Below are 20,521 nucleotides of genomic sequence, written 5' to 3'. Positions count from 1 at the left end.
TAACACTTCCCCTTGCCGGGCGTGTAGGGGACTCCCACCCCCAAGTCAGTGCGCCCTGCCGGGCGCACCCAAAAAAAATGCCAGCCATCCCGGATGGCCGGCACCAAGCTCACAGCAGTTGGAGACTGAGACCCCGCCGCGCGCCGCCGCCGCCGGACAGCGCGCCCTCGGGGCAAGCCTCAATCTGCATGACCTCGACGACTTCGCCTTCGTCCACCCGGACTCGTCCGTTCGGGGTATGCGAAGCCCACATGCACGGCTCTAGTGTGTCCCTTCCCAATGACTTTCATGAAGGAGGGGCCAATGGCCAAAGCGGAGAATCTCGTGACGTCGATCCAGGTGGAGATCGACGCGCCGGTAGCGCTGGTGTGGGAAGTGCTGACCGACTTTGCGCGCTACGCGGAATGGAATACGTTCTGCCCGGGGCTGGAGACCACCGGTCGTCTCGGCGACATGGTGTACATGCAGGTGCGTATCCCGGGCACCGACCAGGTCATCCCGGTCAACGAGTACCTGGTTGCGTGGGAGCCGGAGCGCCTGCTCTCGTGGGAGCAGCGCCCCACCGACGAGAACAAGGATGCCGCCCGGCGCGACCAGTACCTGGAAGCCGCCGGACCCGGGCGCACCCGCTACTTCACCACTGACCTGTTCCTCGGGCTGAACGCGGAGACCATCATGCGCGAGCACGGTGCCTGGGTGAAGCAGGGCTTCGACCAGGTGGCACGGGACGTCAAGGCGCGCGCGGAAGCGCTGAATGCGCAACGGCAGGCTGGCCGGCGCTGACAGGCAGATGCTGGTCGATCGGCCTGCATCTGCAGGCCGATCGACCGGTCATTGCGGAGGTCTCTGGCTCAGCACCACCAACGCCGCGGTGCCGCGGCTGCGCACGCAGGCGTCGTTGCAGTGGTCCTGCGCCGCGTCGGCGGAGGCCACGCTGACAGCGGGCATCTCGCCCTGGCTGCCATGCGCGGTGGCAAGGTCGCCGCCCACGGCAATCGCCCAGGCCGCGCCCATCGCGGCGCCGGCACCGGCCAGGCCCGCCGCCCAACGAAATCCGAGCCGCTTCATCGCTGTCTCCTTCGCACCCTTGCTGGGTTCCCATACTTTTGAAAGCATCGTAGTCAGCGCCGGCCCGAAACTCTTCGTCCGAGCAGACTAGGGGGTATCCCGCAGCAGCGCCGGATCGAAAGTGGCGTCGGGTCGACAGGAAGGGATAGCGGACAGGGACGGATGCGGCGGCACATCAGGTCCTTGATACAGCCGGGCCAGCGCTGCGGCACAGCCGGACAGCCCGGACGGGGCCAGGTGCATGGCGTGCGCGCTCAGCAGGCCCCACAGGTGCGCCACCAGCAGGCTGGCCAGGCCGGGGGCCGGCAGCAGGCCAGCGAATGTTGCGCGCAGCGTCTCGACGCCCGTCAGCACGCGGGCGCGCAGCGGGCAAAGCTCGCAGTCGTCGCCGCACTTGTGCTGCAGCAGCGCCGCCAGCAGGCTGACGTGGCGCGCCAGGTCATCGCCATGGAGCAAGGCGGCCAGCGCTTGCTCCAGCGTGCCTGGCCCGCTGCCGGCGCGGCCCTGCGCCAGCAGCGCGAGGCGGGCGGTGAAGTCGGCTTCGGCGCACGACAGCAGCGCGCCCAGCAACTCGGTGCGGGAATGGAAATGCCCATAGACGGCCCCGCGCGTCATGCCGATGGCGCGAGCCACGTCGTCCACGGTGACGCAATGCAGGCCGCGGTGCCGGATCAGCTGCAGCGCGCTGGCCAGGATGCGCGCCCGCGTGACGGCGGCATCCTCGCGGGTGTGGCGGGCCATGGGCGCGGCCGGCCTACAGGAAATGCACGTCGTCCGGCCCCCAGTGGGCGCGCATGCTGCGGATGCGGCCATCCGCGCCGAACGTCATGATGTCGGTCACGTCGATGCGGGCCGGCCGCCCTTCCAGGCGGGCGCGCACGGCAAAGGTCAGCGCGGCGGAGTCGCCGTGCGAGCCGCGCGGCGGCACCACCACCTCCAGGCGCGCGCCCAGCGCGGTGGTGTGCTGGTAGAAGGCCAGGATGGCCGGCTTACCGGCGATCGGCTGCGCGCCGACCGGGTCTTCGACGGTGGCATCGTCGGCGTAGAGCGCGGCAACGCCCTGCGCGTCACCGGCATTGAAGCGATCGACATAGGCGAGCAGCGTGGCTTTCATCGCGGCGCTATCGGGCATGGAGTTCTCCTTGTGGTTCTAGCGTGCGGTGTAGCCGCCGTCGATCACCAGCTCGGCGCCGGTGACATAGCGCCCGGCGTCGGACACGAGGTACAGGATGCCCGCGGCGATGTCGCGCGGCTGGCCCACCTTGCCCGCGGGAGTCTGCCCGCCCAGGTAGTCAAACAGCGCCTCGCTCTGCCCCGAGGCCTGGGCCACGTGTTCGAGCATCGGCGTGCGGATATAGCCGGGATGGATGGAGTTGGCGCGAATTCCTTTGCCGGCGTAGAGCATGGCATCGGTCTTGGCCATCATCCGCACCGCGGCCTTGGACGCGTGATAAGGCGGCACGTCCGGCCCACCGGCGATGCCGTACATCGACGACACGTTGACAATGGCGCCGCCGCCGGTGCGCTCCATGTGCCCGATGGCGTGCTTGGTGCACAGGAAGGTGCCGGTCACGTTCACTGCCATGACCTGCTGCCATTGCTCCAGCGCCAGCTCATGGGTCGGCGCATTGGGCCCTTCGATGCCGGCGTTGTTCACCAGGATGCCAAGGCCGCCAAAGCACGCCGCGATCTCCGCGAACACGCGCGCCACGTCGCTTTCGCTGGTGACGTCGAGCTTCCAGAACGCGGCCTCGCCGCCCTCGGCGCAGATGGCTTCCGCGGTCGCCTTGCCGTCGGCTTCTAGTACGTCAAGCACCGCGACCTTCGCGCCGGCAGCTGCCAGCACGCGGGCGGTTTCCGCGCCGATGCCGCGCGCGGCACCGGTGATGGCTGCAACCTCGCCACGCAGGTCGAACAGGCTATACGGGTATTCCATGATGTCTCCTGGGTCTTGTTGTGTGGGCGTGCGAGCCAATTATGCCGCGCCGCCCTGGGCGGTATCCGCCAGGAAGCCGAGACATTCACGGTTGAAATAGGCGGCGTGCTCAACCATCACCCAGTGGCCGCAGCGGTTGATCATGACGAAGCGCGCGTCGGCGCAGCCGGCCAGGAATTTGGTGGCGCCCGAGGCAGGATTGAAATGATCCTCCGTGCCCCAGAAGCCAAGCACCGGGCACCGGATCTCGCCCAGCCGCGCGGTCAGGTTGGGCACCTTCATGGTGGCCAGCACCTCGCGCGGCTGCTCGCTGCACACCGCCATGCGCTCGTCGACCAGCGCGTCGGTGACCAGGCTGGCGTCATGCACCAGCAGTTGCAGCAGCTGCCGCATGGTGTCCGGGTTCATGTGGCCGCCGGTAAACAGCGACACCATGCGCTGGATTCCCTCCATCTGGAAATAGGTCTCCCGCTCTTCCACGCCGCCGGGCGCCATCATCACCAGGCGGCTGACATGCTCCGGGAAGTCCAGCGCGTACTGCAGCGCGATGGCCCCGCCAAGCGAATTGCCCACCAGCACGCAGCGCGGCAGCTCCAGTGCCAGCAACTGCTCACGCAGCGCGGTGACGAAGAAGTCCAGGGTGTACTCGACATCGTCTGGCTTGGACGACAGGCCATACCCGGGCAGGTCCACCACCACGGTGCGAAAGCCCGCCTCGGCGAAGGCCGGCGCGTTGTGGCGGAAGTTGCTGTGCCCGCTCGCGCCCGGCCCGCTGCCGTGGATAAAGACCAGCGGCTCGCCGCTGCCGGAGTCCAGGCAGTGCAGGCGCAGGCCCGTTGACGTGGTGGTGAACCGCCCGACCGGCAGGTTCGGGTGTGGGGACAAAGGCGTGTGCTGTGACGTAGCGGACATGAGGGCGTCTCCCGTGGTTTGCCCAGCATATTGCGCAGCGCCGCCAGCGCGGGCATCGTTCATTCGGACTACGAGCCGGACTGCCACTTCTCCTACGATGGGTGCTCCATGCATCAAGGGGGACCCATGACAGGATTCAACTACACCGGCCAGACTGTGCTGGTCACGGGCGGCATGCGCGGCATCGGCCGCGCCATCGGCGAGGCCTTCCTGCGCGCCGGCGCGCAGGTCTTCGTATGCGGCCGCACCGCGCCCGCTGACGACAGCGAACTGCCGGCCGCGGATGGCCGCAGCGCCCGCTTCATCCCGGCGGACATCCGCGACATCGAACAGGCCGATGCCATGCTGGCGCAGATCGCGCAGGCCAGCCCCACGCTCGACGTGGTCATCCACAACGCCGGCGGCTCGCCGTTCGCGCTGGTCGCGGAGGCCTCGCCACGGCTGCTGGAATCGGTGATCCGGCTCAACCTGGTGGCGCCGCTGCAGCTCGCGCAGCGCGCCAATGCACGCATGCAGCAACAGGCCGGCGGCGGCACGCAGCTGTTCGTGGGCAGCGTCAGCGCGCTGCGTCCTTCGCCCGGCACGGCGGCCTACGGCGCCGCCAAGGCCGGCATCCTCAATGCGGTGCGCACGCTCGCGGTGGAATGGGCGCCCAAGGTGCGCGTTGCCGCGGTCAGCCCGGGCATGGTGCTGACCGACACCTCGCAGCAGCAGCACTACGGCGACCCCGAGGCGTTGCGCACCATGGCCGCGACGGTGCCGCTGGGCCGGCTCGCGCACCCGGACGACATCGCCGGCGCGTGCCTGTTCCTGGCATCGCCTCAGGCGTCGTACGTGTCGGGCGCCAACCTTGTGATCGACGGTGGCGGCGAGCGCCCGGCCTTCCTCGACGCGGCTTCGCTCAATCGCAGCTGAGCGGCTACCGCCCGTAGGGAAACCGCCTAGTCCGTTCTGCCGATTTGTGCATGGCCGCCCCTCTCTACGCTTGCGACCAGGCGAGCGCCATTCGAAGTGCCAGGCAATGAACCAACACCGACACCACGGGGAGACCACCATGCACCATCCACCATCCGGCCCACTGAAACGCCGCAACCGGCTGCGGCCAATCGCTGCCGCGGCGGCACTGGCCGCGCTGCTTGCAACGCCGGCCAGGGCGGGCGAAACCATCGATCTTGGCCATGACACCACGCTCGACTACAGCGTCACCGCCTCCTACGGGGCGGCGGTGCGCACCGGCCACCAGAGCAACACGCTGCTGAGCCCGGCCAATATCAACGGCGACGACGGCAACCGCAACTTCAAGCGCGGCGACATGATCGCCAACCGCGTCTCGCTGCTGGGCGAAGCGCATGTCAAGCACGATGCCTTCGGGGCACTGGTGCGCGGCAGCGTGTTCCAGGACTGGGCCTATAGCGGCACCAACTCGAACAATGCGCCGTTCACGGTCAACCACAGCGGCCCGTTCAACCAGTTCACCGGTTCCGCGCAGGACTATCACGAGCACCGCGCGCAACTGCTCGATGCCTATGTCTATGGCGCGACGCCGATCGGCGACACGCAGCTGAGCTTCAAGCTGGGCAACCAGGTGGTCGCCTGGGGCGAGAGCCTGTTCTTCGCCAATATCGCCGGCGCGCAAGGGCCTGCCGATGCGACCAAGGCCTTCGTGCCGGGGGCCGAGGTCAAGGACATCCTGCTGCCGGTGCCACAGGCTTCGCTGCAGCTGCAGGTCACGCCGGCATTCAGCGTGATGGGCTATTACCAGTTCACCTACAAGCCGAACCAGATCTTCGCGCCGGGCAGCTATTTCAGCACCTCCGACGTGGTCGGCCCGGGCGCGGAGTTCATTATCGGACCCGGCTTCAATATCCCGCGCGGCCCGGATATCCGCCCCTCCGACTGGGGGCAATGGGGCGTGGGCGCGCGCTTCCGCGTATTTGAAAGCACCGAGATCGGGCTCTACCAGCTGCGCTATCACGACAAGAACCCGAGCGTGGTCACCTCGCTCTTCCCCACGCTGCAGTACCAGCAGAAGTTCTACGGCGGCATCAACCTGACCGGCGCCAGCTTCTCCACGCAGGTGCTGGGCGCCAACGTTGCCGGTGAAGTCAGCTACAAGGACGGCGTGCCGATGCTGGTAGACGTGGCCGGCTCGCCCACCGCGACACGCGGCCGGGCACTGCAGGGCCAGCTCTCTGCCATCTACTCGGTGGGCCCGACCTTCCTGGCCGACTCGCAGACGCTGCTGGGCGAAGTCGCCTACCTGCACGTGCTGGGCGTGGACCCGGTGATGGGCTTCGGCAAGCTGTCGAACACCCGCAACTCGGCGGCGTTCCAGGTGGGCTGGTCGCTGACCTACAACAATGTGTTCGATGGCTGGGACATGTCAGTGCCACTCACCTACGCTCAGCAGTTCAGCGGCCAGTCTGCGGTGGCCGGCGCCTTCGGCACGCTGATGGGCTATGGCGACAAGCGCGCCAGCGTCGGGCTGACCTTCAAGTACCTGAACAACCTGGAGCTCAACCTGACCTACGCCGCGTTCATCGGCGGGGCCAACATCGCCAACCGTCCGCTGGCTGACCGCGACTACGTAGCCTTCAACGCCAAGTATTCGTTCTGACCTTTGTCCTGACCCGAACTGCCGCGGCGCGCTGCCGCCGCGGCAGCGCGGCCCGACCTCCCCTGCCATGAACGCCGACCTGATCACCACGCTCAGCAATGAACTCCACCATGCGCTGGTCACGCGCTCGCCGGTGCCGCCACTCAGCGGCCGCGGACTGGGGCTCGACGTCCACGCTGCCTATCGCATCCAGCAAGGCTTTATCGCCCACCGGCTGGCGGCCGGCGACTGCATCACCGGCAAGAAGATCGGCGTGACCAGCGAGGCCGTCCAGCAGATGCTGGACGTGCACCAGCCGGACTTCGGCATCCTGCTGCAGAGCATGCAGTACGCAGCCGGGCAGCCCATCCCCACCGATACCCTGATCCAGCCGCGCGCCGAGGGCGAGATTGCCTTCTTCCTGCGGCGCGACCTGCGCGGCCCGGGCGTGACGCGCGACGATGTGCTCGACGCCACCGAAGCGGTGGCAGCCTGCTTCGAGATCGTGGATTCGCGCATCCGGGACTGGCGCATCCGCATCGAGGACACCGTCGCCGACAACGCCTCTTGCGGCGTCTATGTGCTCGGCGAGGAACGCGTCTGCCCGCACGCGCTGGACCTGGGCGCATGCGCGATGACCCTCGAGAAGAACGGCGAGTGCGTGGCCACCGGGCTTGGCAGCGCCGCGCTGGGGCATCCCGCCGACGCGGTGGCGTGGCTGGCCAACACCTTGGGCAGCTTCGGCATTCCCCTGCTGGCCGGCGAGACCATCCTGTCGGGTTCGCTGGCGGCGCTGATTCCGGTGCAGGCGGGCGACCGGCTGTCCATGCATATCACCGGCATCGGCGGCTGCAGCGCCATGTTCTGCTGACTTCCTGACTTTCCTGACTTTCCTGACTTCCTGACTCTGCCAAGCGAGACCCCATGAACAAGATCCGATGTGCCCTGATCGGGCCCGGCAATATCGGCACCGACCTGCTCTACAAGCTGCGCCGCAGCGACATCCTGGAACCGGTCTGGATGGTCGGCGTGGAGCCGTCCTCCGAAGGCCTGGCGCGCGCGCGAGAGCTGGGGCTGAAGACCACCAGCGACGGCATCGACGGCCTGCTGCCGCACCTGGAGGCCGACGATATCCGCATCGCCTTCGATGCCACCTCCGCCTACGTCCATGCCGAGCACTCGGCCAAGCTGACCGCGCGCGGCGTGCGCGTGATCGATCTGACGCCGGCGGCGATCGGGCCGTTCTGCGTGCCGCCGGTCAACCTGGACGCCCATATCGGCAGCAACGAGATGAACGTCAATATGGTCACGTGCGGCGGGCAGGCCACCATCCCCATGGTGTACGCGGTATCGCGCGTGCAGCCGGTGGCCTATGGCGAGATCGTGGCAACGGTGTCGTCGCGCTCGGTCGGGCCCGGCACGCGCCGCAATATCGACGAGTTCACGCGCACCACGGCGGGCGCGATCGAAGCCGTCGGCGGCGCGCGCCAGGGCAAGGCCATCATCGTGATCAACCCGGCCGAGCCGCCGCTGATCATGCGCGACACCATCCACTGCCTGACCGACGATGCGCCCGACGTTGCCGCGATTACCGCCTCGGTGCACGACATGATTGCCGAAGTGCGCAAGTACGTGCCCGGCTACACGCTGAAGAACGGCCCGGTGTTCGACGGCAAGCGCGTCTCGATCTTCCTGGAGGTCGAGGGCCTGGGCGACTATCTGCCCAAGTATGCCGGCAACCTGGACATCATGACCGCCTCGGCCGCCCGCACCGCCGAGTGCATCGCCGCCGCCATGCGCGCCGGCAGTGCGCAAGAAGCCGCCAACGCCTGAGGAGCCAGCCATGGTCCAACGCATCACCCTGCACGACATGACCCTGCGCGACGGCATGCACCCGAAGCGCCACCAGATCTCGCTGGAACAGATGAAAGGCATCGCCCGCGGGCTGGACGCCGCCGGCGTGCCGCTGATCGAGGTCACCCACGGCGATGGCCTGGGCGGCGCCTCGGTCAACTACGGCTTCCCCGCGCACAGCGATGAGGAATACCTGCGCGCGGTGCTGGGCGAACTGAAGCAGGCGCGCGTCTCCGCGCTGCTCCTGCCCGGCATCGGCACCGTCGACCACCTGCGCATGGCGCATGAGATCGGCGTGCATACCATCCGCGTCGCCACCCACTGCACCGAAGCCGATGTCTCGGAGCAGCATATCGGCATGGCGCGCAAGCTGGGCATGGATACCGTGGGCTTTCTGATGATGGCGCACATGGCACCGGTGCAGACATTGGTGCAGCAGGCGCTGCTGATGGAAAGCTATGGTGCCAACTGCCTGTATATCACCGACTCGGCCGGGCACATGCTGCCGCACGATGTAACCGAGAAGCTGGGCGCCGTGCGGCAGGCGCTGCGCCCCGAGACCGAGCTGGGCTTCCACGGCCACCACAACCTTGCCATGGGCGTGGCCAATTCGCTCGCCGCGATTGCCTGCGGCGCCAGCCGCATCGACGCCGCCGCCGCGGGACTGGGCGCCGGTGCCGGCAATACGCCGATGGAAGTGCTGGTGGCCGTGTGCGAGCGCACGGGCATCGAGACCGGCGTCGACGTATACCGCATCGCCGACGTGGCCGAGGACCTGGTGGTGCCGATCATGGACCACCCCATCCGCATCGACCGCGACGCGCTCACGCTGGGCTATGCCGGCGTGTATTCGTCCTTCCTGCTGTTCGCCAAGCGCGCCGAGGCCAAGTACCGCATTCCCGCGCGCGAGATCCTGGTCGAGCTCGGCCGGCAGCGGCTGGTGGGCGGGCAGGAGGACATGATCGAGGATACGGCGATCACGCTGGCGCGCAAACGGGGCCTGCTGGTGCCGTGACGGTGCCGCCCCGGCTTCCATCAAGCCTGGCGGCGCCGCTGCGCGGCCGGGCACTGCTTGCACCACGCATAAGAATAAGGAGACAGGTTCCCATGCTTCGACTTCGCGCCTGCCTGCGGCTCGCTTCCCTCGGTATCGCGGCCGCCGCACTGGCTGCCGCGGCCAGCCCCGCCCAGGCACTCAATGTGCTGCTGACCAATGACGACGGCTGCGCCGCGCCTGGCATCAGCGCGGTCCGCAAGGCCCTGCAGGACGCCGGCCACCGCGTCATCACGGTAGGCCCGGCCAGCAACCAGAGCGGCTCGGGCGCTGCCTATGCCGTGCCCGACGGGCGCACCCGGCTGGTGGTCGATCCGCTCGCCGGCAGCGCCGACACGTTCTGCGTGCACCGGGTCAAGACCACCTTTGTCGCGGGCAGCGCGCTCAATGCCACCAACCCGGACTACCTGGGCAGCGGCTCGCCGGTGGACGCCACCGCCATGGGCCTGAAGATCGTCGGACCGGAAAGCAGCTTCGTGCCGGACCTGGTCGTCTCCGGGGCCAATTTCGGCGAGAACCTGTCGGACTCCATCCCGCACTCGGGCACGGTGATGAACGTGCTGTTCGCCGCGCGCCGCGGTGTGCCCGGCATTGCGCTGAGCGTCGGCGTGGACTTTGCCGAAGCACGCACCGGCTTCGGCAGCACCGTGGCTGCGTTCCCCAAGGCCGGGGCCTTCCTGGCCCGCGTAATTGCCAGCCTGGAAGCCACGCGCACTGCCGGCCAGCCATTGCTGCCGGTGGCCCACCCGCTGAGCATCAACTACCCGATCGTCGCCGGCGGAACCCCTGCCGGCGTGCGCCTGACCACGCCTGGCACGGTGGATTCCTTTACCACCGCCTACAAGCGCAATGCCGACAACACGGTATCGATCGACGTGGGCGCGCCGGAGACCGAACTGGCAGCGCTGGCGCGGATTGCCGAGACGCCGGCCTTCCTGGCCAAGTTCATCACGATCTCGCCGCTTGACGTTGACTTCCGCCCGACGCCGCTGGCGCGCGGCCTGTTCAACCGCTCGCGCCGCGAGCTGGCCACCCTGGCACCTTAGGCGGAGCAACCATGGGCAAGGACCTTCGATCCTGGCGCCACCTCGTGCTCGCATGCGGGGTCGCGGCTGTCGCAGCATGCGGGGATGACCATGTGCCGGAAGTGAGCGGCACGGCTGCGGTCGGGGCCGCGCTGGCAGGCGCTACCGTGCAGTTGCGTGATGCGCAAGGACAAGTACGCAACGCAAGCACCGATGCAAAGGGCGCATTCCGCCTGGCCCGGGTGCCGGGCGGGGCGCTGATGGTGCGCTGCGAGGGCGGACTCGCGCAGGGCGAGCCGAACCCCCTGCGGCTGCATGGCCTGGTGCTGGGCGGGCGCACCGTGAACTGCTCGCCGCTGACCGAACTGGCGTTGTGGAAGCTGCTGGGCGGGCCGCCGGGCCAGGCATTCGACAGTTTCGGACAGGGGCGCGCCAGGGACCTGTCTGCCGACGCCATGGCCGAAGCGGAGTCCTCCGTGCTGGCGGCGCTGGCAACAGGAGCCGGGGTCGATATCGACCCCGCTGCCGTACCTCGGCGCTGGCATGACACGCCGCTCGAGGCCGGCAATGCCAGCGATCCCCATGATGCCGCGCTGGATGCGCTGCGCGACGCGATTGCCGACCAGGCTTCCATGGACTTCATGGGCGAGATGGTGGCGCGCGGCGTGTGCGTGGCCGACGGAACCTGCGGGTGAGGCGGTTGCCGCTGCGCCGCCAACAGGTAGCCTGAAGCGGCCGGTTTGCCAACCGCAAACGCCGCCCCCTTGCCAGGGGCGGCGTTTCTGCTTTTCTATATCACCCCTGAATCTTTTTTTAGACCCGGTGGAAATGTGGCTCGCGCGGTGCTTTCTAGGTCTACACTGCCCCGCACAGGCTTGAACATTGCTCCGAGTTGCAGTGCAGGTGGCGATCAGGGTATCTGCCGGGCGGAGCCGGGACATGGCTCGAAATTCCCGGTAAATCCGTGCGCAGCGCAGCCACCACGCCCTCGCCGGCGCGGCACCTGTAACCGGACGCATGCTAAGAACCCGCATCCTGCATATGATCCGCCCCGCTCCGCTCCTGGTCGCCGTCACGGCGCACTGCCTTCCGCCTCGTGGCTGGCGGCACGGCGCAACGGGCGCTGACATGCGGCGCACGCTGACGGGCCTGACCCGATGGCTGCTCGCCGGTGCGCTGGCCTGTGCCTCGCTGGCCGCCCCGGCTGCCAGCGCCCCGGTCTGCAAGTGGGCGGACTGGGATGCCTTCAGGCAAACCCTGCTGAGCGCCGACGGCCGCGTGATCGACGCCAGTACCGAGAACCAGGCCACGGTGTCTGAAGGCCAGGCCTACGGCCTGTTATTTGCCCTCGCCGCCAATGACCGCGCCAGCTTCGACAAGCTGCTTGCGTGGACCGAGAACAACCTCGCTCAGGGGGACCTGATCGCGCACCTGCCGGCCTGGATCTGGGGACGGCTGCCGCCGGAGCAGGCCAGGTCTGCCGGCAAGGCCGCGGACAGCTGGGGCGTGATCGATGCCAACCCGGCCTCGGACGCCGACCTGTGGCTCGCCTACACCCTGCTGGAGGCCGGCCGGCTCTGGCAGGAGCGGCGCTTCACCGCGCTCGGCACGCTGATGGCCCGGCGCATCCTGCGCGAGGAAACGGCGGTGCTGCCAGGCCTGGGCCGCACCGTGTTGCCCGGAACGCAGGGATTCAAGCTGAGCGAGCGCCGCTGGCGCCTCAACCCAAGCTACGTGCCGATGCAGGTCATGCGCCGGCTGGCCACGTTGCTGCCCGATGAACCGGCCTGGCAGCAACTGGTGGCCAGTTCGGCCAGGCTGATGCTGGACACCGCACCGCGCGGCTTCTCGCCGGACTGGGTGGAATACGAGACCGGGCGGGGCTTCCTGCCCGATGCGCAAGCGCAAGCCGAAAGCGCCTACAACGCGATCCGCGTCTACCTGTGGGCCGGCATGCTGGCCAGCGACGCGCCCCAGCGCGCCGCTCTGCTGCGCGCCTTCACGCCGCTGGCGGACTACGTGGCGGCCAAGGGCTTCCCGCCCGAACGCGTGGATACGCAGACCGGCCAGCCCGGCTACTACACGCAGGTGCTGACGCTGTTCGGCCTGGGCTACCTCGACGGCCAGTTCCGCTTCGCGCGCGACGGCGCGCTCGTCCCCGCATGGGAGACCGGATGCCCCGCGCGCTGACAGGCGCTAGCGAAGAAGGCGCACGAAGGCTGAGGCTGGCATGGCTGTCAAGATAGCCTGCGAGGCGCCGTAATCGCTAGAATGCGAGTTAATGCGCAGCGGTGCGCGTTGGTCTGATTCCGGAGCCGGCATGGAACCCCTCTCTTTTGAATTCGTCACCGTTGAGGAAGCAAAGAAGGTACTGGACGGTGCGCCGCCATTGCAAGCCGAGCCTGACTGGAGCGGCGTGCGGCGAGCGCCGTCGCCGGAAGATACCTTGCTTTCAGATGTCGCCATGCGGTGGCTGGCGTCGCTGCCGGCCGAGGCGCGCCCCGTGGAGCTATGCCGCCGATATGCACGCATCGGCAACCAGTTGGCTGCGCTTGCTGCCAATCCGGCGGCTCTGCATGCTTTCCTGGTTGAGTTGCTGATCGATAAGCGGGGTGGGCGGCAGGGGTTTCCGGATGGGATTGCGTTTGAATTGTCGCGGTTGCATGAATATGTGGTGCGACTATTGCCCGGGTTGGGGGGTGAGCAAGGGTGGAGTGAGTTGGCGGATTGAGGTGGGCTTGGGTTGTGCGCCATGCGGTCGCTTGTCGCCCTTGGCATGCGTGGCTGTTTCGCCGGCGTAGCCGGCGACTTACTTCCTGTCCAAGCGACAAGAAGTAAGCAAGAAACGCGTCGCCTATGCGGCTAGCAATCAATTACGCGGCGTCGGTCATATGGGCGGCGGTGCTTGCCGTTTGGATGTGGTCGCGGTTCGACCCTGCTAACGCCATGTGAGTGTGTGCCAGTGCCTGCGATAACCGGCTTTTGAACGATCCCCAAGTCGGGCGGTGGCCCGCGCTCTCCAGCGATATCGCATCAACGCCTTCGGCTGCGCTCCGCGCAAGCGCCCAATGACCGTCAGCGCATTTTGAGCCTGCGCAGCAGCCGTAGGCGTCCCCGCGATGCCGTCGGCAGCAGGCGGCCTACGCCCTGCATGGGGATCGTTCAATAGTGGGTTAACGTAGGCACTGTCACTGACTCACATGGCGTAGCAGGGTCGAACGGGCACCCACGCCCAAACGGAAAGCACCACCGTGCGAACTACCACCACCGTGGAATTGATTGCTAGCCGCATAGGCGACGCGTTTTTTGGTTACTTTTTGTCGCTCGGACAAAAAGTGACTCGCCGGCTACGCCGGCGAAACAGCCACGCCCGCCAAGGGCGACAAGCGACCGTAATGGCACCAAGCCCAAAACACAATTAAACCGTCGCCGCAGTCCCCAGAATCGCCGTAGCCTGACTAGACAACGTCCCTCCATTCCCATGCACCACGGCAACTTCGGCACCCTCCACCTGCCGCTCCCCACATTCCCCCCGCAACTGCCGCACCGCCTCAATAGTGATGAACATCCCATACATCCCAGGATGCACGCATGACAACCCACCGCCATTGGTATTCACCGGCAGCCGCCCACCCGGCGCAATGCCGCCGCCGCTGACAAACTGACCGCCCTCGCCCTTGGCGCAGAACCCCAGGTCTTCCAAGAACAGCAGCGTATTGATGGTGAACGCATCATAAAGCTCAGCCACATCGACATCAGACGGCTTGAGGCCCGCCATGGCGAAGGCGCGCTCGCCGGATTCCTTGGCGGCCGTGACAGTCAGGTCCGGCATGCACGAGATCTGGCGGTGCCACGTGGCGGTGGCATTGCCCAGCACATAGACCGGCGGCTTGGCCAGGTCCCTGGCGCGGTCCGCGCGCACCATCACATAGGCACCGGCGCCATCGGTGACCAGGCAGCAGTCACGCACTGACAGCGGGTCGGAAACCATGCGCGCATTGAGCACGTCGTCGATGCTGAGCGGGTCCCGCATCATCGCTTCCGGATTGAGCTGCGCCCACTTGCGCGCGGCCACGGCGACCTCGGCCAAGTGCTCGCGCGTGGTGCCGTACTGGTGCATATGGCGCGCCGCGGCGAGTGCATACGACGTGATCGGCTGCAGCGGGCTGTACGGGTGCTCATACGGCTGCGGGTCCAGCACCGCGCGCACCTTGGAGATGCCGGCGCGGCCGACGGTGGAGGTGCGCTGGTTGCTGCCGTAGCAGACCAGCACCGCATCGCACTGGCCCGATTCGAGCGCCATCATCGCCGGCAGCATGTGCGAGACAAAGCTGGAGCCGCCGATCATGGTGCTGTCGACAAACTTGGGCTTGATGCCGAGGTACTCGGCCACCGGCATCACCCACATGCTGGCGCCGACGCTGGCAGTGGCGATGCCGTCGATGTCGCGCATCGACAGGCCCGCATCCCTGACGGCGGCCTTGGCGGCCTCCACCAGGATTTCCATTTCCGTCTTGCCGTGGGCCTCGCCCATGCCCGACTGGCCGACCCCGACAATGGCGACGCTGCCACGCAAATTGGACAAACTCATGGCTTCAGCCCTCCACCGGATCGAACACGACGAGAGCGGCCTCGCCTTCCTTGCCCTGCGCCACGCGCGCCTGCACGCGCATGCCGATGCGCACGCTGGCGGGCGCGATGCCTTCCACGCGGCTCATCATGCGCACGCCCTCATCCAGATCGACCAGCACCACGTTGTAGTCGCCGCCGGCTTCCGGCTTGCGGCGGATCACGCTGGTGGAATAGACCGTGCCGCTACCCTTGGGCGCGACCCAGGCGAGCGTGTCGCCGCCGCAGTGCGGGCAGATATTGCGCGGGAAAAACACGTGGCGCTTGCAGTCCTGGCAATGCTGGATGCGGAACTGGCCAGCGGCGAGCTGCTCCGCATAAGCCTTGTCCGGACCCACCGCCGCTTCTTGTTGGGGCATGGAGTCTCCTTCACTTTTGATGGTGCCGCCATGGGCTTTCCATGGCACGGCAATGAGCTTGCCGCAGTCTGTGCATTGCAACAATTCACATCTGCCAAAGGCTGGATTTTTGAATGCGGAAAGCGCCGCGCTCAGATCACCAGTTCGATCACAAACGGCCCCTTGCGCGCATTGGCCATGCGGAACAGGTCGGCAAAACTTTCCATGTCCCTGGCCTGCGCGCCCTCCACGCCCATGCCGTTGGCCAGCTTGACCCAGTCCAGGTCGGGATTGCCAATGTCCAGCATGTCCAGGGCGGTCTTGCCCGGGTTGGCCCCCACGCCCGCCAGCTCGCCCAGCAGGATGGCGTACTTCCGGTTGGCCAGCAGCACCACGGTGACATCGAGCTGCTCGCGCGCCATGGTCCATAGCGACTGCAGCGTGTACATGGCCGAGCCATCGGCCTGCAGTGCCACCACGCGCCGGTCCGGCGCCGCCACCGCCGCGCCCACGGCCAGCGGCAGGCCTTCGCCGATGGCGCCGCCGGTCAGCTGCAGCCAGTCGTGCGGGGCCGCATGGACCGTGCCGGGATAGAAGGCGCGGCCGAAGCTGATGCTCTCTTCCACCACGATGGCTTGTTCGGGCAGCAAGGCGGTCAGTGTCCGTGCCACCGCCTCGGACGTGACCGCGCCGCGCGCGGGCTCCACCGATGCGGGCGCCGCGGCAGCCGGCAGTGGCGCATTGCGTGCGCCCACCTCGTCAGCCAGCCGGGACAGCGCTTCGGCCAGGTCTTCCTCCGGACGTGCCAGCACATGGATCACGGCATCTTCCGGATACGGGCGCGGCGACTTGCCCGGGTAGGCAAAGAACGTCACCGGCGCCGGTGCGCCGACCAGGATCACGTTGCGGATGCCGGCCAGCTTGTCGCGCGCGACGTCGCCTGAATATGGCACGCGGTCCACCGCGAGGCGGCCGCTGCCGCGCGACACTCGCGCATTGGACATGGGCGAGATCAGCCGGGCGCCGGTCGCTGCGGCAATGCGGTGCGCATCGGCCAGCGGCGCCTCGCGCAGCGCGCTGCCCCCCAGCACGACCAGCGTGGGCTGGCCCGAGCGCAGCACGCGCGCGGCCTGCTGCACGGCGTCGGGCGAGACCTTGGGCACCGCCAGCGGCGGCAGCGGCGCGGCCACCACGCCGCCAGCATCCCAGCACACATCGGACGGCAGGATCAGGCTGGCGACCCCGCCCGGCGCGGCGCATGCGGCCTGCACCGCGGACGAGGCATCGGCGCCGACGGACGCAGCCTGCGTGGCCGTGCGCGTCCACACGGAGACAGGACGGGCCCAGCCTTCGGTATCCGCGGTCAGCGGTGCGTCCAGCGGCCGGTGGTAGGTGGCCTGGTCGCCGATGATGTTGACCACCGGCGTCTGCGCGCGGCGCGCGTTGTGCAGGTTGGCCAGGCCGTTGGCCAGTCCCGGGCCGCAATGCAGCAGCGTGGCGGCGGGCTTGCCGGCCATGCGCGCATAGCCATCGGCCGCGCCGGTGACCACGCCTTCGAACAGGCCCAGCACGCAGCGCATGCCCGGGATGCGGTCCAGCGCCGCGACGAAGTGCATTTCGCTGGTGCCCGGGTTGGCAAAGCAGGTGTCCACGCCGTTGGCGAGCAGGGTCTTGACCAGGCTCTCGGCGCCGTTCATCGGTTGGGTAGTTTCCATGTCTCGGGTTCCGCTCAGGTTCTGGGTCAGCAGGTTGGCATTGGTTGCACTGGGGGCGTCAGGCCGGGCGCGGCCGCGCCGCCAGCAGGTCGAAATCCAGGCAGACAAACTCGGTCGGGAATTCGATGCGTGCGTAGTAGACGATCAGCTCGCCGCGCTCGCCCGGGACACAGGCAAAGCGGCGCAGCTCAGCCACCGGCGCGCCCACGGCAAGCGCCAGCGCTGCGGCGGATTCGGCCCCGGCCGCGACGATCGACAGGCGCTGGCGCGCGGTGCTGACCGACAGGCCGGGGAAGCGGTCCAGCACCGGCACCGAGGCGCCCTGGCGGAAGGCCTCGGGCTCGCGCGCAAAGACGCCGGCTTCGATATAGACCTCGCCCACCGCGAACGGCCGTCCTTCCAGCCGGTGCAGCCGGCGCAGGAAGTGGTAGTCGGCGGCGCGCTCACCGGGGCACGGCATGCCGAGATCGGCGGGCAGCGGCACGTTGCCGGCCGACTCGACCATCGCTTCGGTGTCCAGCTGCGCGCCCACCGCCACCGCCTCGTCCCAGCTGGTCGACAGCGACACCTGCCGCCGCGCCTGGCACGGTGCCCTGACGAAAGTGCCGCGCCCGCGCGCGCGCTCCACCAGCCCTTCTTCGTCGAGCATCGACAAGGCATGGTGCATGGTCATGCGCGCCACGCCGTACTGGCGGCACAGTTCCTCCAGGGAGGGAATGCGCTCGCCCTGGCGCCAGGCGCCGCTTTCGATCTGGCGGCGGAAGATGGTGGCCAGCTGCAGGTAGACCGGCTGGCGGCTGCGCGAGAGGAGTTCGCTGGAGGTGGTGTCTGCCATGCGGCAAGGGAGGTCGGGAAACGGGCGATGCAGTGACCGCCCAAAGGCAGCCAAGTCGGATGACTATATGAAAGTCTATAAACCTAGACTACTCGGGTTAACGCCGATCCATGCCTCTCCGGTTTTGCCAGGCCCGGGCATGCATTCCGGGCGTTTGTCGACCGGGCGTCACGCGCCGAAACGTGCAGGAACCCCCACTTCAGCGCCCACCCTGCCACTGCCCAAGCGGACAGAATGCCACCATGCCCCAACCTTCCCGGGGGCAGGCGTGGCTGCCGCTTGCGGCCATCTCAAGGAGTCAATTTATGTTGATGCGAGACGTGATCCCCCAAATCCTGAACCGCGGCACGGCCCAACTGGCACCCGACGCGTTCGAGACGGCTTCGCACAAGACCTTCCACCATGCGATCGACATTTATCTCAAGGATTCCAATGCCTTTATGAATACCTACTTCGCCCGCTACTTCGAGTGGCAGGGCATTTGCCGGGAGCGGTGGTTCCATGAATGCATCCACGACAACCTGCTGGCCGCGGGCGGCGTCTTCGTGACCAAGCGTGCGCACCAGGAGTATGTCGAGGAGACGTTCCCGTTCCAGCGCGTGGATTGCTACCTGAACACCTTCCAGGTCCGGCAATGCTCGGCCTACCTGCTGTTCCGGTTCTGCGTGGGGGGCAAGCCGGTGTCGCTGGGCTACCAGCAGATCGTCTTCGCCGACCGGGAAAAGCGCATCACGCGCTTTCCGGCGGGCATCATCGAGCGGGTCAGGGAATATGAACTGGTGCTGCCGGCACTGGCCAGCTGAGCCAGGCGGCTGACCCCGTGCGAGTCTGAATCCGGCACCGCCGGCCGTGGGTCAGCCGGCGGTGCTGGTGCGCAGTCGGCTGTCGGCCATGGCGGTGAAGCGCGGCAGCCTGAGCGTGAAGGTGGTATGCACGGCCGGCACCGACTCGCACTCAATGCGCCCGCCGAAGGTCTCGATCACGCGCCGGCAGAAGGCCAGGCCCAGGCCGGCACCGGTGCCATGCGCCTTGGTGGAGAAGAACGGATCAAAGATGCGCGGCATGACGTCGGCCGGAATGCCCGGGCCGGTGTCGCGAAAGCGGATCACGTGGTACTGGCCCTCGGTCGCGCCGGTGATGTCGATGTGGCCGCCGCCGGCCGCCCTGATCGCATGCAGCGCGTTCTTCAGCAGATTGAACAGCACATAGACCAGCAGCGTGTCGGAGCCGACAAAGCGCCAGTCCTGGTCGATGCCGCGAACCTGCACGCAGCCGCGCTCCTCGCCCTGGAACGGGTAGCGCTCCAGCGCCGCATGCACGCAGTCGGCAATGCCGTGTGGCGCAAAGCTGCTGCGGTCCAGCCGCTCCAGCGTGACCGAGGCCAGCGCCATGTCGATCACGGTGCTGGTGCCATCGACTTCCCGCGTGATGGCGCCGACCAGGCTCGACACGCGCTCAAGCTGGCCGGGCCGCATGCGGTCCTCGTACAGCCCCTGCTGGACCGCCAGCTGGTAGCCGTGCAGCACCTGCGGCCAGGTGCGCGCCAGCTCCTGCGCCTGCATGCGGATGGTCGCCAGCGGCGTGCGCACCTCGTGCGCCACGGTGGCGGCCAGCGAATACGGATGCATCAGGTCGTAGCGCACCACGCTGACCGCCAGGATGCCCAGGCTTGCCGCCACGAACACCACGCCCGGCGGATAGAAGGCCGCGCCGTAGTTGACGGCGTAGTCCACCGCCGCCAGCGAATAGAGCGCCACCGCCACCAGGCACAGCTTGTAGCGCTTGCGGCGTTCAGCCGTTGCATTGTGCCGCGCCGCCACCAGCAGCCAGGCGCTGCGCAGCGCCACCAGCACCGTCTGCAACAGGTGCAGCGGATGCAGCGGGCCGGCCTTGGGATAGTCGCCGAAGAAATAGCTGTAGTAGCCAGAGACCACCTGGTTGGTGGTCAGCAGCAGCACCGCCAGCACCAGGCTCAGGCCGTAGGAGGCCAGCAGCAACGGCCGCTCGCGGCGGCACTCGGTGACTTCGGCAATGAAGTGGTAGAACGTGGTCGGCAGGAACAGGATGAAGAGGTAGCCGAGCCTGGCCAGCGCCAGCGCCACATCGGGATGCGAGGCCTGGAACAGGAACACCCACGTGCCCTGCCAGGCGAAGGTGGTCACGCACAGCAGGAAGAACGAAGTGGAGACGCGCGTCACCCCCTTGGTCACCAGCACATAGAGGCCGTAACCGAGGAAGATCGACGAGACGAAGGCGGGCAAGGCTGCGTACATGCGGAGCGCGAAAGCAGGCCGGATGGATGGTGGGGTCGGCGACGCGACATGGTATGCCCTGCGCGGGTGGCGCGTGCATCATTTGGTTGCATTCAGAGCTAATCCGCGCTTAATGCTGTGCGATTTACGCCGAAACACCCCTCGTTCCGGGGGTGCCTGAGGGGAATCGAGTACGCGCCACACAAGAAACAAGGCGGGGCGCCCGCGGCGACGGAGGTGTCAGAAATTCTGTGTGCTGAGGTCGGTTAAATAAATCTCAGCGTAGGGCGTTGGTGAAGCGGTCACC

The 20,521-nt window shown here is 67.7% G+C and carries 21 protein-coding genes; 11 read left to right on the top strand and 10 right to left on the bottom strand.

The features are described from left to right. The first annotated feature begins 303 nt into the window (after positions 1–303). Positions 304–783: an SRPBCC domain-containing protein gene (locus tag AC1Q7H_RS38280; RefSeq protein ID WP_013952248.1), complete on the top strand. Its 480-nt coding sequence runs from the start codon at positions 304–306 to the stop codon at positions 781–783. Positions 784–831: 48 nt separating this feature from the next. Here the strand turns inward: AC1Q7H_RS38280 and AC1Q7H_RS38275 are convergent, their stop codons facing one another. The 5 genes from AC1Q7H_RS38275 to AC1Q7H_RS38255 all read right to left on the bottom strand — a co-directional run bounded on the left by AC1Q7H_RS38275 (position 832) and on the right by AC1Q7H_RS38255 (position 3,916). Continuing rightward, positions 832–1,068 carry a hypothetical protein gene (locus AC1Q7H_RS38275; protein ID WP_013952247.1) on the bottom strand — a complete coding sequence of 79 codons (237 nt, stop codon included), beginning with the start codon at positions 1,066–1,068 and terminating at the stop codon, positions 832–834. 87 nt (positions 1,069–1,155) lie between these two features. Beyond that, a complete protein-coding gene (locus tag AC1Q7H_RS38270) occupies positions 1,156–1,809 on the bottom strand; it encodes a TetR/AcrR family transcriptional regulator (protein ID WP_013952246.1) in 654 nt (217 codons plus the stop codon). Between the two features lie 13 nt (positions 1,810–1,822). Next, positions 1,823–2,200, bottom strand: a complete 378-nt coding sequence (locus tag AC1Q7H_RS38265; RefSeq protein ID WP_013952245.1) for a nuclear transport factor 2 family protein — start codon at positions 2,198–2,200, stop codon at positions 1,823–1,825. An 18-nt stretch (positions 2,201–2,218) separates the two neighbouring features. Further along, positions 2,219–3,004, bottom strand: coding sequence for an SDR family NAD(P)-dependent oxidoreductase (locus AC1Q7H_RS38260; protein ID WP_013952244.1), 786 nt, complete (start codon positions 3,002–3,004; stop codon positions 2,219–2,221). 39 nt (positions 3,005–3,043) lie between these two features. Then, positions 3,044–3,916 carry an alpha/beta fold hydrolase gene (locus AC1Q7H_RS38255; protein WP_211979681.1) on the bottom strand — a complete coding sequence of 291 codons (873 nt, stop codon included), beginning with the start codon at positions 3,914–3,916 and terminating at the stop codon, positions 3,044–3,046. Between the two features lie 126 nt (positions 3,917–4,042). On the opposite strand from AC1Q7H_RS38255, the gene AC1Q7H_RS38250 reads away from it, so the two are divergent. From AC1Q7H_RS38250 to AC1Q7H_RS38210, 9 genes are all read left to right on the top strand, one after another. Continuing rightward, positions 4,043–4,831 (top strand): SDR family oxidoreductase, encoded by a 789-nt coding sequence (locus tag AC1Q7H_RS38250; RefSeq protein ID WP_153953863.1) that lies wholly within the window; start codon positions 4,043–4,045, stop codon positions 4,829–4,831. A gap of 139 nt (positions 4,832–4,970) precedes the next feature. Further along, positions 4,971–6,533, top strand: coding sequence for a DUF1302 domain-containing protein (locus AC1Q7H_RS38245; protein WP_013952241.1), 1,563 nt, complete (start codon positions 4,971–4,973; stop codon positions 6,531–6,533). A 67-nt stretch (positions 6,534–6,600) separates the two neighbouring features. Then, complete coding sequence (gene dmpE / locus AC1Q7H_RS38240; protein ID WP_013952240.1) at positions 6,601–7,383, top strand: 2-oxopent-4-enoate hydratase; 783 nt, start codon at positions 6,601–6,603, stop codon at positions 7,381–7,383. 53 nt (positions 7,384–7,436) lie between these two features. Beyond that, positions 7,437–8,345, top strand: a complete 909-nt coding sequence (locus tag AC1Q7H_RS38235; RefSeq protein WP_013952239.1) for an acetaldehyde dehydrogenase (acetylating) — start codon at positions 7,437–7,439, stop codon at positions 8,343–8,345. Positions 8,346–8,355: 10 nt separating this feature from the next. Next, positions 8,356–9,381: a 4-hydroxy-2-oxovalerate aldolase gene (gene dmpG / locus AC1Q7H_RS38230; protein ID WP_013952238.1), complete on the top strand. Its 1,026-nt coding sequence runs from the start codon at positions 8,356–8,358 to the stop codon at positions 9,379–9,381. Between the two features lie 92 nt (positions 9,382–9,473). Beyond that, positions 9,474–10,466, top strand: a complete 993-nt coding sequence (gene surE / locus AC1Q7H_RS38225; RefSeq protein WP_013952237.1) for a 5'/3'-nucleotidase SurE — start codon at positions 9,474–9,476, stop codon at positions 10,464–10,466. 11 nt (positions 10,467–10,477) lie between these two features. Further along, entirely contained in the window at positions 10,478–11,140 is a 663-nt protein-coding gene (locus AC1Q7H_RS38220) for a hypothetical protein (RefSeq protein WP_013952236.1), read from the top strand. 433 nt (positions 11,141–11,573) lie between these two features. Continuing rightward, positions 11,574–12,635: a cellulose synthase complex periplasmic endoglucanase BcsZ gene (gene bcsZ, locus AC1Q7H_RS38215; protein WP_492382430.1), complete on the top strand. Its 1,062-nt coding sequence runs from the start codon at positions 11,574–11,576 to the stop codon at positions 12,633–12,635. Between the two features lie 130 nt (positions 12,636–12,765). Continuing rightward, a complete protein-coding gene (locus AC1Q7H_RS38210) occupies positions 12,766–13,176 on the top strand; it encodes a hypothetical protein (RefSeq protein WP_013952234.1) in 411 nt (136 codons plus the stop codon). A gap of 687 nt (positions 13,177–13,863) precedes the next feature. Here the strand turns inward: AC1Q7H_RS38210 and AC1Q7H_RS38205 are convergent. The 4 genes from AC1Q7H_RS38205 to AC1Q7H_RS38190 all read right to left on the bottom strand — a co-directional run bounded on the left by AC1Q7H_RS38205 (position 13,864) and on the right by AC1Q7H_RS38190 (position 17,962). After that, positions 13,864–15,036: a thiolase family protein gene (locus tag AC1Q7H_RS38205; RefSeq protein WP_013952232.1), complete on the bottom strand. Its 1,173-nt coding sequence runs from the start codon at positions 15,034–15,036 to the stop codon at positions 13,864–13,866. 4 nt (positions 15,037–15,040) lie between these two features. After that, positions 15,041–15,433, bottom strand: a complete 393-nt coding sequence (locus AC1Q7H_RS38200; protein WP_013952231.1) for a Zn-ribbon domain-containing OB-fold protein — start codon at positions 15,431–15,433, stop codon at positions 15,041–15,043. A gap of 131 nt (positions 15,434–15,564) precedes the next feature. Then, the gene (locus AC1Q7H_RS38195; RefSeq protein WP_013952230.1) at positions 15,565–17,109 is read right to left on the bottom strand and encodes an acetolactate synthase large subunit; all 1,545 of its coding nucleotides are present in this window, start codon (positions 17,107–17,109) and stop codon (positions 15,565–15,567) included. 76 nt (positions 17,110–17,185) lie between these two features. Next, a complete protein-coding gene (locus tag AC1Q7H_RS38190; RefSeq protein WP_013952229.1) occupies positions 17,186–17,962 on the bottom strand; it encodes a GntR family transcriptional regulator in 777 nt (258 codons plus the stop codon). 305 nt (positions 17,963–18,267) lie between these two features. On the opposite strand from AC1Q7H_RS38190, the gene AC1Q7H_RS38185 reads away from it, so the two are divergent. Then, entirely contained in the window at positions 18,268–18,765 is a 498-nt protein-coding gene (locus tag AC1Q7H_RS38185) for an acyl-CoA thioesterase (RefSeq protein WP_041228551.1), read from the top strand. Between the two features lie 51 nt (positions 18,766–18,816). Here AC1Q7H_RS38185 and AC1Q7H_RS38180 read toward each other — a convergent pair whose 3' ends face one another. Continuing rightward, complete coding sequence (locus AC1Q7H_RS38180; RefSeq protein WP_013952227.1) at positions 18,817–20,235, bottom strand: sensor histidine kinase; 1,419 nt, start codon at positions 20,233–20,235, stop codon at positions 18,817–18,819. Between the last annotated feature and the right edge of the window lie 286 nt (positions 20,236–20,521).

It is taken from the genome of Cupriavidus sp. GW823-FHT06D04 (assembly GCF_058795055.1).
The sequence above is the reverse complement of the archived record's forward strand: the minus strand, read 5'-3'. Positions and strand labels throughout refer to the sequence as shown.

Excerpts from the sequence above, each read along its gene's own strand:
- AC1Q7H_RS38280 (WP_013952248.1), top strand. The coding sequence starts at position 304 with ATGGCCAAAGCGGAGAATCTCGTGACGTCGATCCAGGTGGAGATCGAC.
- AC1Q7H_RS38275 (WP_013952247.1), bottom strand. The coding sequence starts at position 1,068 with ATGAAGCGGCTCGGATTTCGTTGGGCGGCGGGCCTGGCCGGTGCCGGC.
- AC1Q7H_RS38270 (WP_013952246.1), bottom strand. The coding sequence starts at position 1,809 with ATGGCCCGCCACACCCGCGAGGATGCCGCCGTCACGCGGGCGCGCATC.
- AC1Q7H_RS38265 (WP_013952245.1), bottom strand. The coding sequence starts at position 2,200 with ATGCCCGATAGCGCCGCGATGAAAGCCACGCTGCTCGCCTATGTCGAT.
- AC1Q7H_RS38260 (WP_013952244.1), bottom strand. The coding sequence starts at position 3,004 with ATGGAATACCCGTATAGCCTGTTCGACCTGCGTGGCGAGGTTGCAGCC.
- AC1Q7H_RS38255 (WP_211979681.1), bottom strand. The coding sequence starts at position 3,916 with ATGTCCGCTACGTCACAGCACACGCCTTTGTCCCCACACCCGAACCTG.
- AC1Q7H_RS38250 (WP_153953863.1), top strand. The coding sequence starts at position 4,043 with ATGACAGGATTCAACTACACCGGCCAGACTGTGCTGGTCACGGGCGGC.
- AC1Q7H_RS38245 (WP_013952241.1), top strand. The coding sequence starts at position 4,971 with ATGCACCATCCACCATCCGGCCCACTGAAACGCCGCAACCGGCTGCGG.
- dmpE (WP_013952240.1), top strand. The coding sequence starts at position 6,601 with ATGAACGCCGACCTGATCACCACGCTCAGCAATGAACTCCACCATGCG.
- AC1Q7H_RS38235 (WP_013952239.1), top strand. The coding sequence starts at position 7,437 with ATGAACAAGATCCGATGTGCCCTGATCGGGCCCGGCAATATCGGCACC.
- dmpG (WP_013952238.1), top strand. The coding sequence starts at position 8,356 with ATGGTCCAACGCATCACCCTGCACGACATGACCCTGCGCGACGGCATG.
- surE (WP_013952237.1), top strand. The coding sequence starts at position 9,474 with ATGCTTCGACTTCGCGCCTGCCTGCGGCTCGCTTCCCTCGGTATCGCG.
- AC1Q7H_RS38220 (WP_013952236.1), top strand. The coding sequence starts at position 10,478 with ATGGGCAAGGACCTTCGATCCTGGCGCCACCTCGTGCTCGCATGCGGG.
- bcsZ (WP_492382430.1), top strand. The coding sequence starts at position 11,574 with ATGCGGCGCACGCTGACGGGCCTGACCCGATGGCTGCTCGCCGGTGCG.
- AC1Q7H_RS38210 (WP_013952234.1), top strand. The coding sequence starts at position 12,766 with ATGGAACCCCTCTCTTTTGAATTCGTCACCGTTGAGGAAGCAAAGAAG.
- AC1Q7H_RS38205 (WP_013952232.1), bottom strand. The coding sequence starts at position 15,036 with ATGAGTTTGTCCAATTTGCGTGGCAGCGTCGCCATTGTCGGGGTCGGC.
- AC1Q7H_RS38200 (WP_013952231.1), bottom strand. The coding sequence starts at position 15,433 with ATGCCCCAACAAGAAGCGGCGGTGGGTCCGGACAAGGCTTATGCGGAG.
- AC1Q7H_RS38195 (WP_013952230.1), bottom strand. The coding sequence starts at position 17,109 with ATGAACGGCGCCGAGAGCCTGGTCAAGACCCTGCTCGCCAACGGCGTG.
- AC1Q7H_RS38190 (WP_013952229.1), bottom strand. The coding sequence starts at position 17,962 with ATGGCAGACACCACCTCCAGCGAACTCCTCTCGCGCAGCCGCCAGCCG.
- AC1Q7H_RS38185 (WP_041228551.1), top strand. The coding sequence starts at position 18,268 with ATGTTGATGCGAGACGTGATCCCCCAAATCCTGAACCGCGGCACGGCC.
- AC1Q7H_RS38180 (WP_013952227.1), bottom strand. The coding sequence starts at position 20,235 with ATGTACGCAGCCTTGCCCGCCTTCGTCTCGTCGATCTTCCTCGGTTAC.